This is a genomic window from Nonomuraea muscovyensis, assembly GCF_014207745.1.
GTDB classification, from domain to species: domain Bacteria; phylum Actinomycetota; class Actinomycetes; order Streptosporangiales; family Streptosporangiaceae; genus Nonomuraea; species Nonomuraea muscovyensis.
The window spans coordinates 795,689-810,472 of the sequence record NZ_JACHJB010000003.1; the positions used below are offsets into that span (position 1 = coordinate 795,689).

General features: G+C 70.1%; 11 protein-coding genes. 10 read left to right on the top strand and 1 reads right to left on the bottom strand.

The features are described 5' to 3' along the window. The first annotated feature begins 70 nt into the window (after positions 1–70). Positions 71–1,369: a WXG100 family type VII secretion target gene (locus FHU36_RS35495; protein ID WP_185088430.1), complete on the top strand. Its 1,299-nt coding sequence runs from the start codon at positions 71–73 to the stop codon at positions 1,367–1,369. A 320-nt stretch (positions 1,370–1,689) separates the two neighbouring features. Here FHU36_RS35495 and FHU36_RS35505 read toward each other — a convergent pair whose 3' ends face one another. After that, positions 1,690–7,410 (bottom strand): FtsK/SpoIIIE domain-containing protein, encoded by a 5,721-nt coding sequence (locus FHU36_RS35505; protein ID WP_246503049.1) that lies wholly within the window; start codon positions 7,408–7,410, stop codon positions 1,690–1,692. Positions 7,411–8,372: 962 nt separating this feature from the next. On the opposite strand from FHU36_RS35505, the gene FHU36_RS35510 reads away from it, so the two are divergent. The 9 genes from FHU36_RS35510 (at position 8,373) to FHU36_RS35550 (ending at position 14,650) form a co-directional block, all read left to right on the top strand. Further along, positions 8,373–9,038, top strand: coding sequence for a hypothetical protein (locus FHU36_RS35510; protein WP_185088431.1), 666 nt, complete (start codon positions 8,373–8,375; stop codon positions 9,036–9,038). A 1-nt stretch (position 9,039) separates the two neighbouring features. Beyond that, on the top strand, positions 9,040–9,756 hold the full coding sequence (locus FHU36_RS35515) for a CpaE/TadZ family protein (RefSeq protein WP_185088432.1): 717 nt from the start codon (positions 9,040–9,042) through the stop codon (positions 9,754–9,756). After that, positions 9,753–11,048, top strand: coding sequence for a TadA family conjugal transfer-associated ATPase (locus FHU36_RS35520; protein ID WP_185088433.1), 1,296 nt, complete (start codon positions 9,753–9,755; stop codon positions 11,046–11,048). The genes FHU36_RS35515 and FHU36_RS35520 overlap by 4 nt, the downstream gene beginning before the upstream one ends. Then, positions 11,048–11,890 carry a type II secretion system F family protein gene (locus FHU36_RS35525; RefSeq protein WP_185088434.1) on the top strand — a complete coding sequence of 281 codons (843 nt, stop codon included), beginning with the start codon at positions 11,048–11,050 and terminating at the stop codon, positions 11,888–11,890. The genes FHU36_RS35520 and FHU36_RS35525 overlap by 1 nt, the downstream gene beginning before the upstream one ends. Positions 11,891–12,210: 320 nt before the next feature. Then, positions 12,211–13,131 carry a type II secretion system protein gene (locus tag FHU36_RS35530; RefSeq protein WP_185088435.1) on the top strand — a complete coding sequence of 307 codons (921 nt, stop codon included), beginning with the start codon at positions 12,211–12,213 and terminating at the stop codon, positions 13,129–13,131. Beyond that, entirely contained in the window at positions 13,131–13,352 is a 222-nt protein-coding gene (locus FHU36_RS35535; protein ID WP_185088436.1) for a Flp family type IVb pilin, read from the top strand. The genes FHU36_RS35530 and FHU36_RS35535 overlap by 1 nt, the downstream gene beginning before the upstream one ends. 41 nt (positions 13,353–13,393) lie before the next feature. Continuing rightward, the gene (locus FHU36_RS35540) at positions 13,394–13,786 is read left to right on the top strand and encodes a TadE family protein (protein WP_312892059.1); all 393 of its coding nucleotides are present in this window, start codon (positions 13,394–13,396) and stop codon (positions 13,784–13,786) included. 61 nt (positions 13,787–13,847) lie between these two features. Then, positions 13,848–14,216: a TadE/TadG family type IV pilus assembly protein gene (locus FHU36_RS35545; protein WP_185088437.1), complete on the top strand. Its 369-nt coding sequence runs from the start codon at positions 13,848–13,850 to the stop codon at positions 14,214–14,216. Next, positions 14,213–14,650, top strand: a complete 438-nt coding sequence (locus tag FHU36_RS35550) for a TadE/TadG family type IV pilus assembly protein (RefSeq protein WP_312892060.1) — start codon at positions 14,213–14,215, stop codon at positions 14,648–14,650. Before FHU36_RS35545 ends, FHU36_RS35550 begins: the two co-directional genes overlap by 4 nt. Positions 14,651–14,784 lie beyond the last annotated feature (134 nt).

The following is a 14,784-nucleotide window of genomic DNA, read 5'->3' on the forward strand; positions in this document are numbered from 1 at the left end:
CACCACCAAGCAGACACATTGGATCAAGCAAAGCGGCGCCTCCTTCGGATGCGAAACGAAGGGGAGGAACGTGGCCGAAGTCAAGAACTTCATCGCCGCGCTCGATCCCGTCAGCGTGCGGACGGCCGCCACCTCCTATACGGACTCCTCCGCCAAGCTGGTCAAGGCGCTCAAGGCGATCGACGACGTGAGCGCCGAGCTGGCCAAGATCTGGGAGGGCGAGTCTTCCGTCGATGCGCAGAAGGCCCTGCTCCAGCTCCACCAGACGATCGTCAACCTGGCCACCGGGCTCGACCGCATGGGCACCCCCCTGGAGACGCTCAGCAGCAAGATCCGTGAACACAAGGAGTTCGTGGAGAACGGAACCGCCACCTGGAGCAATCCGATAGGCGACCCGGGCAGTTGGGACGACTCCATGCCGGGCTCCTTCCGCACGATCGACCAGGGCTGGGAGTGGGGCTCGCAGGACGAGCTGGCGGGACACCACCTCAAGGCGTTCACCAACGACCTCCAGGCGATCCACACCCGCTTCCCCGACTACGTCGAGAAGGAACTGCCCAACATCCAGCCCCCCCAGGGCGAGAAGCCGGACGTCACCCCCACCGATCTGACGAACTACCGGGGCCCGACCACCCCACCCCCGACCGGCTACGACCCGTCCGATTTCAACCCCGGACAGAACGGCGACGGGATCAACCAGCCCACGTACCGGGACGGCACCACCACCGACCCGCGCTTCCCGGACGGCACCGACCGGCCCGGCGGGGACACGGACATCAACCCCGACGACCTCGACCCGAACGGCACGGACCCGAACGGGACGGACCCGAACGGCAATGGCAACGGCACCGGTAATGGCAACGGCACCGGTACAGGCAGCGGCACCCCGGGCCAGACCGGCGGCCCCGGCATGCCGTCCATCCCGAACCCGAACCTCCCGGACGGATCGAACACCGGCGTGAACGGCGACACGAACCCCGACAGCAGGACCACCCCCGACGGCACCGACACCCGCGGGACGAACCTGGCCGACTACCAGCCGCGGATCGACGGCCAGCCCTTCGGCAATCAGGCGCCGACCACCACCCCCACCACCTCGTACAGCCCGAACTACGTCCCCACCGCGAGCACCACCCCCGGCACCGGCTTCGGCACGGGCTACGGCAACGCCCTGACCGCCGCCGAGACTGCGGCCCTCCGCGGCGGCGGCACCAACGGGATGGGCGGCATGGGCATGCCCATGATGCCGATGGGCGGCGCCGGCGGCGCAGGCGAGGAACGCACGAACGAGACCTCTACCTGGCTCAAGGAGGAGGACGACGTCTGGGTCGGCAAACTGGACAACGTAGTGGACGGCCAGATCGGCTAGATCGGCCAACCCCCACCCCGCCGGTCCAGGACCGTCACCCGCCCCGTCCCTGCCAGTCGGCCGCCAGGTGACCCCGCACACCAGATCTCCGTACACGGACCTCGTCCCCCGGACTACCCGGCCCCCGGACTCGCTCCGCATGAACCGCACGTTCGTGCTCGTACGAACAGCCTCCGCACGAACGGCAGGTTCGCGCTGTAGATCAACAGCATGTTCATGCTGAGCAAGACGCCATCCCATGAGAGACGCCATCCCCGGGAGTTGCCATCCCGCGCGTGACGCCGTCCTCGGGAGACGCCACCCAACGGGAGGCGAGAAGCTTAGGCGGGACCGTCCGGCAGGGCGGCCTGTACCGGGATGGTGGACCCCGCCGCCACCAACAACCCACGACCGGGCGGCCCCCCGACGGAACCACGGGGCAGCCGGATGTTGAAGAGGTCACCATCAGTAGGGCTCTGAACGGACAGCAGTAACCCCGTGCGCGACTTGCGAGCATCGGCCACGAATCCCCGATACGCCGTGGCAAGATCACCCGTGGCGCCCGCGATGATCACGCCGTGCTCGCCGTCCCGACCTGACCGGAGAGCCTCCTCCAGCGCCAGCCCGAGCGGCGAGTCGGGACTGACCAGCTCCGCGTCGTCCACCAGCACCACATAGCGCTCCAGCCCCGCGACGAGATCCTGCAGCCCCGGGGCGTTGCCGTCCAGCACGGCCAACGCTCCCTGCAACGCACGCAACGGGCTGCGTCTGGGCGCCACGACGAGGACCGGGGTCCCAGACGACATCAACGACAAAGCGGCGGTGAGCAACACCGACGACCGTCCGGACCGCGTAGGACCGGCGATCACGGCCCCTGGTCCCTGCGCCAGCAGGTCGATCCCGAGCGGTGCCAAGGCGTCGCCTCCCGCCCCGACCAGTGCCCATAGCGGTGAAGGCGCCACAAACCCGGGAGCGAGGTCGAGCGCCTGGCCGGCAGTGATCCGCATCGGCAACGCGTCCACCCTCAGCGGCGGCTCTCCTTGCCACCACCAGGCTCCTCGCCCACCACCGCCGCTCCGCCTGGCCGCGCGGCCTTCGAGCTTGTCGCCACTCTCCCCGCCGACCGGGGACCGAAGCGCTGTCACTATGCCACCTGCTCCGCCGCCTGCACCAGCCTCAGCGAGCTCACTGCCGAAGCCGTCCCCCTCATCGGGAGCGGTTTCCTCATCCGCGTGGATCGAGAGCTCGCCAGGAGCGGCCCCGACGTCCGGATGAGACGAGGACCCGGCAGCAGCGGCTCCGACGTCCGTGTGGACCGAGAACTCAGGAGCAGTACTCCCGTCCATGTCGGGAGGAACCTCGGCAGGAGCGGCACTCCCGTCCGAAAAGGGAGGAACTCCGGCAGGAGCGGCACTCCCGTCCGAAAAGGGAGGAACTCCGGCAGGAGTCGCACTCCCGTCCATGCGCAGTGACAACTCGCCAGTGGCGGCCCTCTCGTCTGCAGGGTCCGAATGCTCAGCGCCGGCCAGGCGCCCTGACGCGCTGGCGCCCCTCCTGCCCCGTGCCGTCCCGGTGCCGGCCCGGATCCCCGAGAACGTCCCCGAGGCCATCGCATGTCTCCGCTCTCCAGCGGCCACGACCGCGCGTGTCATCGACTGGAGGGCGGCCACCTGGGCGGGGCCGGCGGGATCGTCGGCGAGGAGAGCGATCTGGCTCTCGACGATGCCGTGCTCACCCACCGACAAGGCACGGCCGGGCGGCATGGACGACGGAAGCTCCTTGAGCGGGAGCCCGGCCAGCCCGTAGTCGGCGGAATCCGCCAATCGAAGAATCAAGCGATCTTCGAACACCGTGGAGACCTGCCCCAACAGGCATGACCGGTCACCGGTCACCACGGCCCGGAGCCCGACGGCCGGCCCTTCTCGCAGCAACTGGAGGAGCGCCTCGGTCAGCCTCCCGTAGTCGTAGCCCTCGAACGCGGCCACGTACCCCTCCCACCGATCCAGCATGAGCACCAGCCAGGGCAGCCGGTGGCCGCTCTGGCGGTATTCGGCCAGGGAGGCGTGCCCGGCCTCGGCCAGCAGCTGCTGACGGCGGCCGACCTCCCCGCGGAGCCGGGAGAGGAGGCGTTCGACGCGGTCGAGTTGGTCACGGGTCACCACGGCGCCGCAGTGCGGCATCGCCACCAGCGGCAGCAGCGCCCCCGACCCGCAGTCGATGGCGTGGACGTGCACGTCGGCAGGCGAAGCCTGCAGCGTGATCGCGCCGGCTATCGTGCGCAGTGCCGTGGACCTGCCGCTGCGGGCCGCGCCGGCGATGAGCAGATGGCCGCCCTGGCCGAGGTTCAGCGCGAGCGGTTGCCGGTCCTGAGTCCAGGGGCGGTCCGTGAGGCCGAACACCAGCGGCTCCACCTCCTCCCATGACTCAGGAGAGGCCCAGGCGGCGTCTTCCGGAATGCCGGTTGTCCGCCCGGCGGCCACCGTGTCGTGGCGGGTGTCATCCGACGGCCGGAGAACCAGGTGGGAGGGCAACGGCTCCAGCCACGGGCTCGGCTGCTGCCGAACTCCTGTGAGCCGGGCGGCCTCGATGAGTGCATCGGCGAGCAACGACAGGTCGGTGACCGTCGACTCCTCCGCCGGCTGCGGTGGCGGAGGCAGTCCCCGGCCGAGCGATCGCCAATCCACGTCGATCACCCGTACGTTGCCTGTGTCACCGGGCCTGGCACCGTTCCCGGCCGTCCCTGGAGTACTTCCCGCACCACCTTGCCCCCGCGAGCCGAACCGAGCGTGTTGTGCCGGCAATCCCGGCGCGGCGTGGTGTCCAGCCACACCGGATGAGGTGGGGTGTTCCGGAGCCTCCGGCGGGGCGTGTTGTCCCGACGAACCGGCTGGGATGTGCGGGTCGGCGGTCCCGCCCGTGGTCGAGAGGCCACCCGTCCCCAAACGTCCGGCCGAACCCGCTTGCCTGCCCGGGAACGACGGCCTGACCCCGCCGCCGGCCGTGACCGGCAGCGGGCTACGGCCGCCCACCCGAGCCGTCTGGACGGCCGTCGCCGCCCCCGCCCCCGACTTCACGTAGCACCGGCCGGGCGTCGACTTGGAGATGTGGGCCGCGTCCGGCATGTCGATCACGTCAGCCGATTCCATGGGCTCGGTGACCCGGAGCGCGACACGAAGGGACGTGTTCGCCTGGATGTCGGCCGTCACCACACCGGCCGGCCGTTGCGTGGCCAGGATCAGATGGATGCCCAGCGAGCGACCCCGGCGCGCGATGTCGACCAGCCCCGTCACGAAGTCGGGCAGCTCGGCGACCAGGGCAGCGAACTCGTCGATGATCAGCACCAGGCGCGGCATCGGCTCATACCGTTTCCCCACGCGACCGGCCAGGGCGGTGTAGTCGTCGATGTCCTTGGCCCCGGCGGCCAGTAGCAGACGCTCCCTGCGCCGGATCTCCGCGGCCAGCGAGTCGAGCGCCCGCTGAGTCAGATGGCCGTCGAGGTCGCTGACCATGCCGACCGTGTGCGGCAGACGGACGCACTCCTTGAACGCGGCCCCGCCCTTGTAGTCGATGAGCACGAACGTGAGCTGGTCCGGGCGGTTGACCACTGCGAGGGCGGAGATCAGGGTCTGCAGCAGCTCGGACTTGCCTGCGCCGGTGGTGCCGGCGATCAGCCCGTGTGGTCCGTCGAGCGCCAGGTCGATCGAGAACCGCCCCTCAGGGCCGATGCCGATCACCGCCTCCGTCGACCCGCGCGCCCGCCAACGTCCGGCGATCTCCCGGCCGGTGGGCGTGCTCAGGCCGAGCAGGTCGAGCAGGCGAACGGAGTCAGGCAGGTTGCCGGAGGGGTCTTCTCTGCTGACGTCGCGGATGGGGGACAGCGCCCTGGCCAGGCGGTCGCACCACGAGGGCGCGACGAGGTCGGCCAGGACCGGACCGATGACGTCCAGACCACCGCCGCGCAGCCGTACCAGACCGTTGGAGCCGCACGCGGCCACCGTCGCGCACTCCTCAGGGAGCAGCCGCTGGTCGTCGTCGATGGCGAGGGTGTAGACCCCCGCGCGGGGGCCCTGGCGCAGCACCTGCGGCATACCCGGAAGCCCGCGCAACGCTTGGGCGCCGTCGAGGACCACCAGCACGTCGAAGGGCCGCACGTCGTAGGTGGAGAACGCGGGTGTCTCCGGGCCGCCGAGGTCGTCCCAGCCGGTGGGGATCTTGCCGAACTCGGGGATGGCGGTGTTCTGGCGCTCGTCGATGAGCGCGGCCAGCTCGGTGACGCGGCGCGCCGCGGAATCGGGGCCGGTGCCGACCAGCGCCACGCAGTCTTCGCCGCCGCGCGGCGCGCAGTGCGGCAACCAGCGGACCCACCCCCAGCGCTGCTCCCCGTCGGTGTGGGCGGAAAGGATCACGATCGCGAGGTCGCGTGGGCTGTGCAGGGTCGCCGCCTGGCCGACCAGCCAGCCGGCCAGGCCGGTCGCGATGTCACGCGGGCCGGTGACGCCCGCGACACCGAGTCGGCGCATGGCGAGGGCCACGGGCACGGCACGGCAGATCGGTGGATCTATGGCGCCGCCCTGCTCCTCGGTGAGCTCGAGATTGGCGGGCAGGTCGGCAAGCCCCACCCGCAGACGGAGCGCGTCAGGATCGTGGATCCGCCGTTCCCACAGACGCCTACGCGGGCCGGTGGCCGTGAGCAGGACCTGGGCCGGATCCGGCGCCTCGGACCTACGGACCAGTTCGTCCTGTGCCCGGGCGCGCTCGACGGCCTCCTCGTACGCCTTGAGCTGCTCCTTGTACTCTTTGATCGCCTTTTTGTGCTGCTTCTTGCCGTGGCGGCGGTCGCTCCACCACTGGCCGATCATGATGATCGGCGTCATCAGCGCGATGAGCAGGAAGTACCACTGGCGCAGGACGAACGCCAGGGTCAGGCCGAGCACGGCAGGCAGCAGCGCGGCCAGCAGTTGCAGTCGCATCCCCTCGGCGCGCCGCGGCTCACGCGGTTTCTCGAAGGCACGCTGACCTTCGGATGGACGCAGCCGGGGAGGCCGGTTGTAGGCCACGCCTCCTTCGGCCCTGGGCGTGAGATGGGCGTCCTGCGGCTCGATCGCGGTGAGGGTGAACACGGACGAGCCGCAGGTCAGCAAGGCATGCTCCGGCCAGTCGACCTTTTCGGCGAGCGGTTGGCCGTTGACCTCGGGGACTGACCGGGACTCCGACGCCCTCGCGGCCGCCTCGCGCTCGGCCACTCGCGCGGTGAGCTCGGCGACCTCCTCGGCCCACCGGCCCTTGAGCTTGAGGCGCGGGGCCTCTTCCGCGTGCTGTGCGCGTGCCGGCTCGACCGTGATCGCGTCGGAGGTGACGCGCATGGTCACGGCCTCGGGGGCGACCGTCGGATCGGCGACGGCCATCGTGCATCCGGGGTCGGACCCGATGACGTGAACGCCCAGCCCGAGCCGGTGCACGGCTCCCGCGGCCGGGCCGCCCACCACGCGCACCTCGGCGACACCGCCCGGCTCCTCGACGATCGTGGCCCGCACCAGGTGCGGGTCTAGCGTGACCTTGTCACCGTCGCGCAGCACCGCCCTCGCCAGAGCCCGCGGGTCGAGGGCACGGCCGTTGCGCCACAGCACCGGGTCGTTCTCACCGGGCGCGCCCTTCGGCCCTCGCGCGCCTGGCTCGACCGTGTCTCCACGCGGCTCACGCCTGCTCGGGCCGGAGAACCCGACCGGCTCGGGAGCGCGGGCCGTGGGACCAGGCCTCTGCCGGCTTCCCCCGCCCCAGGGGCCTTCACGCCTGAACGGCTGGGCGGAATCCCCTCGCTCAGAGCGGTTGTGGGCACCGCCGTTGAGAGGATTGCGCTGCTCGGGCACGCGCGGTCGGGCGTCGACGGGCCGCGGTGCCGACATGCCGTACGGAGCACGTGCGCGGGGCAGCCGGACGACCTCGGCCAGCCGTGACCGGCCGCTGAGCGCCTCGCCCACCTCGGCGATCGTCGTGCTGTCGTCGCCGTCGAGCACTATGTCACGGTCGCCCTGCTCGCCGAGCACGGTGAGCATGATCCGCATGTGCCGTCTCCTCGGTCCGGATCTCGAGCGCCACGCTAGCGCCCGGTGTGAGATTAAGCCCGCGAGTTACCGGCAAACGCATGGAAGCCACCGCTTGTGGATAACTCGGCGGGGCAAGGGCCGACTGTGGATAAGTCGTTCGACCCTGAGCGGCGGTTAGCTTAAAGTGCGGGCGTGGGCTTCCGGGCCGCCGAAGTGAGACGGCCGCGTGGGCCCTTGGAGTTTCGATCATCGGACGCGGATCAGAGAGACGCGGATCAGAGATAGGCAAGTGCTCCCTGGCGCATGATAGGGCGAGTTTGAGTACGTTGTGCGGATATTGATGATGGATGTGGAATACGGGTGCCCGAAATGCGGTATGCGTCGGCAGGGTGCCTGAGTGTGAGCGAACAGCGCGGAGGGCTGCGGCGCAGGCGAAGAGCCGTCGTGCGCGAAGGTTCGAGGTGAGAGAGGCGTGCCGGCGAGCATGGTGACATGCCACGATCCTTCGCCCGAAGAGCTGGTTGGCTTGCGCTCTACGCGCACTCTCCGGATGGAGGCCGGCGTGGCGCGGGGTCTGGAGGCGATCGGCGACCGGCGTGGCGAGGTCGGCTGACGTGACTGGCTACGGAGTTCGAATGAGGGCCGCGAGGCGTGGCGGAAAGCGTCTTCGGCGCAAGTGACGCCCGAGGCGAAACGCGGTGACGGTGGGGCGCGCCAGGCACTCAAGGAGAGCGTCCATAAGGACGTATATGTCCGAAACCGAAAGTCCAGTGAGAAAGGAGGCGGATGTGACCGTTGTGACGGTTAGCCCCAAAAAGCGATGGCGTCAACTCGCTAGAAACAACAGGCATCGGTTATTACGAGTTGACACCATCCCACCTGCGAAACGAGCATGGTTTCTCGCATTCCGGCCCCACCTGTGGCCATGGATGCACATAATGGCGTGAATTCGACAATTCTCTAATGGGAGCCCCCCACCCATGAGGACAAGCGAAAAGCCTGTCGTCAACGCGGCAGGACTGTCCGGCCCGGCGTCGCGCAAACTTCCCGTCCCGCCACGCGAGCGGAAGCCTGCGCTGGCGGCCCTCGCCGTGCTTCTCATCCTGGGCGGGGCGCTCGCCACGACGCTGCTTGTGATGCGCAGCGGTGATCGCATCTCGGCCGTCCGGGTGACGCAGCAGATCGGCGCCGGTCAGCAGTTCACCGAGCAGGCGATCGAAGAGGTGCAGATCGCCGACACCGGCATCGACTACGTCAACTGGTCACAGCGGCAACAGGTGCTGAAGAGCTTCGCCGCCGTGACCATCCTGCCCGGCACCCTCCTCACCAACAACATGGGGGTGAAGGCCAGCGCCGAGCTGGGCCCAGGCAAGGCCAAGGTGGGGCTTGCGCTCAAACCCGGGCAGGCGCCCGCCGGACTGCAGAAGGGCGACCGGGTCCAGGTGGTGCACGTGCCGGCCCGTACGAGCCAGGCGGAGAGCCGGGTGCTGGCGCAGAGCGCGCTCGTCTTCAGCGTCGGAGAGGCGGGCCGGACCGGCGGCAACGGGCTCATCACGGTGATCGTCGACTCGTCGGTCTCGCCGGAAGTCCTCCGTTACGCCTCCAGCGGTGAAATCGCGGTGGCCGAGTTGCCGGGGGCCCGCTGACGTGGCGCTCATCGTGCTGGCCGCCGACAAGGGCGCGCCCGGCGTGACCACCGCGGCCACGGCCCTGGCCGCGGTGTGGCCGCGGCCCGTCCTGCTCGCCGAATGCGATCCCGCGGGCGGCGACATCGCCTACCGGCTTCCATCCGCCGACGGCGGCGTGCTCAATCCCGGAAAGGGCCTGCTCACCCTGGCCGCGACGGCACGCCGCGGGCTCGAGCACGCGCAGATCCACCCCCACACGCAGAAGATCATCGGCGGTCTCGACGTGCTCGCAGGGCTGACCCACGGTGAGCAGGCGGCCGGGCTCACCTGGCTGTGGGGTCCACTCGGGCGCTCACTCGCCGCGATCCCGAACGCCGACGTGATCGCCGACTGCGGGCGCCTGGGTGCCCAGCCCCAAACGGCCGATCTGCTGGCGGAGGCCGACAAGGTGGTGCTGCTCACCCGGGCGACCCTCGACCAGGTCGCTCACCTGCGCGAGCGCCTGTCGATCACCAAGGCGCACGGCGTGGTCGTGATCGCCGACCCGCGCAGCTACCGCTCCTCGATCGACGACGTGCGCCGCATCGTCGGACCGAGCGTGGGCTTCGTGCACGGGCTCGCCTACGACCCGAAGGGCGCCGAGTTGCTGCGTGGACAATGGGGCGGCCGCCTCGATCGCTCGCTGCTGATCCGTACGGCACGCGACCTCGCGGCGCGGTTGGTGAGCGAACCATGATCGACCACGCTCTCGTCAAGCGATTCCGCCAGGAGGTCGGCGACCGCCTGGCCCATCAGCGCCGGCTCGACCAGGCCAACGGCCTGGCCGCGATGACCGGCGAGGACGAGAGACAGTTCGCCAGGGCGCTGATCTCGCAGGTCCTCGAGGAACACGCGCGTAGCGAGATCGGCCTGGGCCGTACCCCGCCCACCGTCGAAGAGGAGGAGGCGCTCGCGGCGGGCATCCACGCCGCCCTGTTCGGCGTGGGCCGTCTCCAGCCGCTCCTTGACGATCCCGACGTCGAGAACATCGACATCAACGGCTGCGACAAGGTCTTCGTCAGCTACGCCGACGGCCAGGAGATCATGCACGATCCCGTCGCCGAGTCCGACGAGGAGCTCATCGAACTGATCCAGATCCTGGCCGCCTACTCCGGTCTGTCCAGCAGACCGTTCGACACCGCCAACCCGCAACTCGACCTCAGGCTGCCCGACGGGTCCCGGCTCAGCGCCGTCATGGACGTCACGCTGAGGCCCGCCGTGTCGATCCGCCGGTCGCGGCTCGGCAAGGTGTTCCTCTCCGACCTGGTGGGCAACGGCACACTGAGCCCGGAGATCGGCCGTTTCCTCACGGCCGCCGTGGTCGCGCGCAAGAACATCATGATCGCGGGGTCGACCAACGCCGGTAAGACCACCCTGCTGCGCGCCCTGGCCAACGAGATCCCGCCCGGCGAGCGGCTGATCACCGTCGAGCGCGCCCTGGAACTCGGTCTCGACCAGTTCCCCGAGCTGCACCCCAACGTCGTGGCCTTCGAGCAGCGCCTGCCCAACTCCGAGGGTCAGGGTGAGATCACCATGGCCGAGCTCGTCCGCAGATCCCTGCGCATGAACCCCAGCCGGGTAATCGTCGGCGAGGTCCTCGGCGACGAGATCGTCACCATGCTCAACGCGATGACGCAGGGCAACGACGGTTCCCTGTCCACCATCCACGCCAACTCCAGCATGGAGGTGTTCAACCGCATCGCCACCTACGCGCTGCAGGCCGGCGAACGCCTTCCCATCGACGCCACCCACATGCTCATCGCGGGCGCCATCGACTTCGTCGTCTTCGTGGAGAAACGCAACGACTACCACCGGGGCGGCACCCTGCGCCGCTACGTCTCCAGCATCCGTGAGGTCAACGGTTGCGACGGCCGGGTCCTGTCGAGCGAGGTCTTCGTGCCGGGCCCCGACGGGGCAGCTGTGCCACACGCTCCCGTCTCGTGCCTGCCCGAGCTGGTCGCACACGGCTACACGCCGGGAGGTTGGTGATGACCGCCCTGGATCCGCTCGCGATGTTCGCCGGCGCGGCCGCCGGAGGCGGGCTGTTCCTGCTCGTCCTCTCCCTGTACGGCATGCGACCGAGACCGGCCCAGCCGAAACGCCACCTCGTCAAGATGCTCACCACCCGCGCGGCGATCGCGGGCCTGGCGGCCACCGCGGTGCTCGTGGTGACCGGCTGGCCCGTGGTCGCGGTGGGGACGGTGCTGCTGGTGTTCGCCTGGCGCGGCCTGTCCGGCGGCGCAGCCGAAGAACGCGACGCGATGCGCCGCCTCGAAGGACTGGCCGCCTGGACCGAGTCGCTGCGTGACACCATCGCCGGCGCGGCCGGGCTCGAACAGGCCATCCCCGCCTCGATCAGGGCCGCCGCGCCGATGCTGAGACCCCACCTGCGGGCCCTGGTCGACCGGCTGCACACCCGGATGGCGCTTCCGGACGCACTCGCGCTCTTCGCCGACGACCTGGACGATCCTTCGGCGGACCTGGTGGTGGCGGCCCTGATACTCAACTCCAAACTGCGCGGTCCCGGCCTGCGTGACGTGCTCGGTGCGCTGGCCGTATCGGCTCGCGAGGAACTCGACATGCGGCGACGCGTCGAGGCCGAACGCCGCTCGACCAGGCGAAGCGTGCAGATCGTCGTCATCACGGCGCTGGTCTTCGCGGCGCTGCTCGTCGTGTTCAACCCCTCGTACGTGAGCGAGTACGGCAGCCTGCTCGGCCAGGCTGTGCTCGTGGTCGTGGCCGGACTGTTCGGCGCCGGGTTCGCGTGGATGCGGCGGCTCGCTCGGTTCGACAAGCCCACGCGGCTCCTGGTCGGAGGTGGCAATGGTTGACGGCGTACTCACGGCCTGGGAAGGCGTCCTCCTGCGACGGGGCCACGCCCGGCGGCGCTCGCGGTCCTGGCCGCATGCCTGGGGCGGTGGGTTCGGGGACCGTGCTTCCGACAGGCGTGATGGTGGCGGGGCCGGGGGCTGCGGTCTCGACAGACGAGGTGGTGGGTTCGAGGGCCGGGCTTTCGACGCGCGTGGTGGTGGTGCGTTCGCGCGCTGGGGCCCCAAGCTGCGTGGTGGCGTTCGGCGTCGGGGCGGGGCCGCGGTCATCGGATTCGCGGACGACCTCGGGCTGCGCGCAGGCGAAGGCCGGGGAGGTGGCCATGGTTGAGGGCGTGCTCGCCGGCGGCGTGCTCGGGTTCGGGCTGTTCCTGCTGCTGCGTGCGCTGTTCCCGGCACGGCCCGGGCTGGTGGCGCGGCTGCTCGCGATCGAGGCCGTGCGCGAGGACGCGGGCGCGCCGCGGCTGCAGCTCGTGCTCCCCGACGAGGAGGTCAGCGCCTTCCGCCGTGGGCTCGGTGTACGACTCGCGCAGCTGTACGCGGCGCGCGGTTGGGAAGTGAGGTCCACCAAGGCCGATCTCGCCCTGGTCGGCCGGTCGTTCGAGGGCTTCCTGGCCACCAAGGTTCTGCTGGCGGCCGCCGGGTTGCTCGCCTTCCCGGTGCTGCTCGGCTGGCTCTTCCTGATGGGGTGGGGCACGTCCCTCGCCATCCCGTTCTGGGCCGCCGTGGCCGTCGCTGTGGTGTTCTTCTTCCTGCCCGACCTGCAGGTCAGACGAGATGCCGCCGCCAAGCGGCGTGACTTCAGACACGTGGTGGGGGCGTTCCTCGACCTCGTCTCGATGAACCTCGCGGGTGGTCGCGGCGTGCCCGAGGCACTCCTGATGGCGGTCTCGGTCAGCGGCGACCAGCCCAACTGGGCGATGTCCCGCATCCGTGAGGCGCTGAGCGGTGCGCGGATCGTCGGCATCACCCCGTGGCAGGCGCTCGGTCAGCTCGGCGAAGAGATCAACGTCGACGAGTTGCGGGACCTGTCCGCCGCCCTCGGACTGGTCGCCGACGACGGCGCCAAGGTGCGCGCCTCGCTCACGGCGAGGGCGGCCACGCTGCGCCGACGTGAGCTGGCCGAGATCGAGGGCCGGGCGGGCGAGCGCTCCCAGTCGATGCTCGTCGCCCAGTTACTGCTCTGTGCGGGGTTCGTGATCTTTCTCAGTTTTCCGGCCGCTATGAAGATGTTGGGGTCCTGATGAATCATCCCTGGATCGTCTACCTGCGCGCCTACCTCGGCGTACGCGTCCACCGCGCCCGTACCGCGCCTTCCAGAGGCGCCTCCGCCGTCGAGTGGGTGATCATCACCGCGATCATCGCCGGCGTCGCGCTCGGCCTCGCCACGCTCATCAAGACGCTGGTGGAGCAGAAGCAGAGCGACATCCAGAACAGCTTCGGCGGCGGCAGCGGCGACACGTGATCCGTTCTCGCCTCCGGACGCGTCGAGAACGCGGCGCCACCGTGATCGAACTGGCGCTGCTCATGCCGGTCGTCCTCGCGATCGTGCTCCTCATCGTCCAGATCGCGCTCTGGTTCCACGGTCGTCAGGTCGCCGAGGCGGCGGCGCGCGAGGGTGCAAGGGTGGCCCGTTCGGCACCGTTCGACTCGGGTTCCTGGGAAGCGGAGGCGAGTGCGAAGGCCACGGACATCGTTCGGGCCATCGGCCCGCGGCTCCTCGGCAATGCCACGGCGACCACGTCGGCCAAGGATCCGGACCAGCGGTTCGTCACGGTGAGAGGGAGCGCGGTGCAGGTCGTTCCGTTGCTGCCCGAGCTCGCGTTCACGATCACGGCGACATCCGGCGGTCCGGTGGAGTGCTTCCGGCCGGACAACGGGGGCGACGACTGTGAGTGAGCGGGCGACAGGGACGAACCGCCGGCGTACGCGCAGGCGTGGGGCAGGGGAAAGGGGGTCGATGGCCGTGGAGACGGTCATGCTCGCGCCCGTCTTCCTGCTGTTCCTCATGTTCCTGGCGGGAGCGGGGCGCTTGGTCGAGGCGCAGGGCGAGGTCAACGGGGCCGCGAGGGACGCGGCCCGGGCGGCCTCGGTGCAGCGGACGCTCGACGCGGCCGGTACCGCCGCGGAGGCGGTCACCACCGACGTGCTGCAGGGCACCTGCACGCAGCCCACGGTCGACCTGGCGGAGTCTCGGTTCGAGGAGGGCGGTCAGGTGCACGCCGAGGTCACCTGCGAGCTCGATCTCGGGTTCCTGGGCTTCAACACGACCAAGCAGATGACGGGCACGGCTGTAGTACCGCTGGAGCAGTTCCGGAGGGTCGAGTGAAGGTCCTGGAGGCCGTGGGACGGCAAGGGGAACGCGGCTCCATGTCGGTGTTCACCGTGCTGTTCTCCGTGGTGGTCTTCCTGCTGGCAGGGCTGCTGGTGGACGGCGGCGCGGCGATCAACGCGCGGTTGCGGGCCGCCGACATCGCCGAGCAGGCCGCGCGGGCGGGTGCCGACCAGATCGACGTCGACCACCTGCGCGCCACCGGCCAGACGAGGCTGCTGGACGAAGGACAGGTGTGCGGCCGGGCCGACGAGGTGATGGCTGCCCAGGGCGGTGACGGGGTGTCCGCGGGGTCCTGTGCCGTGGAGCAGGGCGGCACCACGGTGACCGTCACCGTGAACGTCACCTGGAAGGCGTTCTTCCTCGGCGCGCTGGGCTTCCAGGGGGCCGACATGCGGGGAGAGGCGACGGCCGGTCCTGAAGCCAGATGAGCCAGACCGATTCCAGCCAGTTGGTGGATCAGGGAGCGATGAGCAACGACGCTGGACGCGAGAAAGGAGAGGCGATGCCGACGCGAGAGCCCTCCCGCCCTTACGGGCCCACACCCGCGGGCGATCGGCCACGC